At 74.6% G+C, this 2,174-nt stretch carries 1 protein-coding gene and 1 pseudogene; both read right to left on the bottom strand.

What is annotated here, in order from left to right; genetic code table 11:
• A pseudogene (locus PKE44_RS11805) lies at positions 1-548 on the bottom strand (hypothetical protein); the annotation flags it as partial.
• A gap of 39 nt (positions 549-587) precedes the next feature.
• Positions 588-2,162: a glycogen/starch synthase gene (locus PKE44_RS11800; protein ID WP_324551367.1), complete on the bottom strand. Its 1,575-nt coding sequence runs from the start codon at positions 2,160-2,162 to the stop codon at positions 588-590.
• Positions 2,163-2,174 lie beyond the last annotated feature (12 nt).

The following is a 2,174-nucleotide window of genomic DNA, read 5'->3' as shown; positions in this document are numbered from 1 at the left end:
CCGCCGATGCGCGCCGGGTCGATGTCCGGGCGCGCGGCGAGCCGGTCCCAGGCCGCGGCGAACAGCCGGCGGATGCCGGCCTCGTCCGGCGTGCCGCCGGAGCGGCCGTAGCCGGGGTATTCGACCAGCAGCAGCCCGAGGCCGAGCCGGCGGAACGGCTCGAAGCGCCGCGGCCAGTCCTCGATCAGCTCGCCGTTGCCGTGCGCGACGATCAGTGCCGGCGCCCGGGCCGCGGGATCGTGGCCGGGTTTCGGCAGGGGCGGCAGATACCAGGTCTCGATGCGCGCCTCGCCGAGCGGGATCCACTCGACCTGCGCGTCCGGAAAGCGGCGGGCGGCCTCGGGATCGGCCGCGCGCGCGGTGCCCGGATACAGCAGCGCGCGCTGCCAGTGCCAGAAGCCGGCCGCGTACAGCGCATACAGCGCCAGCGCGAGCAGCAGGCCGCGCCGCAGGCGCCGCTTGCGTACCGGGGCGCCGCCGAGCTTCCCGGTCCCGGCGGCGAGCGGACGATCCGCGTGGCTGCGGGGGATGGCGGAGGGGTCTTCCATGAGCAGGACCTCCCGGGACGGACGACCGGCCGCTGCCGGTCAGCCGGCATGGTACAGGTGTACGAGACAGGCGCGGGCGCTGTCCTCCCACAGGAAGCGCGCCTCGCGCGCCGCCGTGCTCATCGCCTGCCAGCGCCCGGGTTCGCGGCGGGCGTCGAGGGCGCGGTACAGCGCCAGCACCAGCGCATCGGCCTGGGCGCTGCGGCCGTCGCCGGCGAAGGCGAATCCGGTGACGCCGTCCTCGACCGTGTCGCGCAGGCCGCCGACCGCGTGCACGAGGCAGGGCTGGCCGGCGCGCATCGCCAGCATCTGGCTGATGCCGCAGGGCTCGAAGGAACTCGGCATCACGAACAGGTCACCGGCGGCGTACAGCGCCGAGGACAGCGGTTCGGAATAGCCCTGCAGGAACACGAAGTTCGGATGCCGGGCGCTGGCGGCGACCAGCGCGCGCTCGTAGGCCGGGTCACCGCTGCCGAGCGAGATCCACGCGCCGTCCGGACCGAGCGCATCGAGCATCGCATCGAGGGCGCTGCGACCGTCGCTGCTGCGTTCGAGCAGCAGCGCCGCCTTCTGGTCGGTCATGCGCCCGACGCTGGTCAGCAGCGTTGCCGGGCGCGGCCGTTCGAGCCAGTCGCCGAGGCGCGCATGCGCGAGGAAATGCGCGCTCGCCACCGTCGGCCCGCCGGCGGCGCCGGCCCAGCGCAGCACCTCGCCGCGCGCGAGCTTCAGCAGCGCCGGCCACTCCGGCGGGGGCGGCATCGGGGCCGGGTATTCGCAGCCGTTCAGGATGCCCCAGAGGCGGCCCTCGTCGCGCGCGCGCTGCAGGTCGACCTCCAGCCCCTCGCCGCCGTAGCGACCGGCCCCGGCCACGTCGCTCGGCAGCAGGATCTCCTGCGCATAGCTCGGGGACACCGCGTGCACGGCATCGGCGAGGCGGATCGCTGCGGCCATCGGGTTCACGCAGTCGAGCCAGCGCGGATCGAGCACGGCCCACGGCTCCCACGGCAGGCCCGGATACCAGGCCTCCAGCGAGGACGCATGCCCGCGCAGCGGCCGCACGCCCTGCAGCGCGAGGTTGTGCAGCGTGACCACGCAGCGCAGCGCCCGAAGCGGCGCGAAGCCCGGATGGAAGCGGCGCAGGATCGTGAGGAAGGCGGCGTGCCAGTCATGCAGGTGCAGCACGTCGACGTGGCCGAACTGGCCATTGACCGTCGCTTCGGCGACCGCGGCGCACAGCAGCGCGTACTTGCCGGCATCGGTCGCGAACGGCCGATCCGGCGGATCGTCGCAGTAGATGCGCCCGCCGTGCGCGAAGGCCGGGTGCTCGATGACGATGTGGCGCACGCCGGCCTGCGCATGGCGCGCCGGCACCTCGAACAGCTCGACCTCGGTGCGCGTGCCGCCGAAGCCGACCGGCAGCCGCGTCAGCGTGTGCGCGCCGGGCCGGTGCGCGAGGAAACCATAACCGGGCAGCACGACGGTGACGGTGCAGCCGAGCACGGCCAGCGCCGGTGGCAGGTCGCGGACCACATCACCGATGCCGCCGACCTTGGCGCCGGGCAGGGCGTCGTTCTCGGCGGCGACCATCAGGATGTGCAGCGGGGTGGGCGTCATGGGCGCCTCCGG

Source organism: Plasticicumulans sp. (genome assembly GCF_035331805.1).
In the GTDB taxonomy this organism is placed as follows: Bacteria; Pseudomonadota; Gammaproteobacteria; order Competibacterales; family Competibacteraceae; genus Plasticicumulans.
Note: the sequence above shows the minus strand (reverse complement) of the source record. Positions and strands in the feature narration are given on the sequence as shown.

Excerpts from the sequence above, each read along its gene's own strand:
- PKE44_RS11800 (WP_324551367.1), bottom strand. The coding sequence starts at position 2,162 with ATGACGCCCACCCCGCTGCACATCCTGATGGTCGCCGCCGAGAACGAC.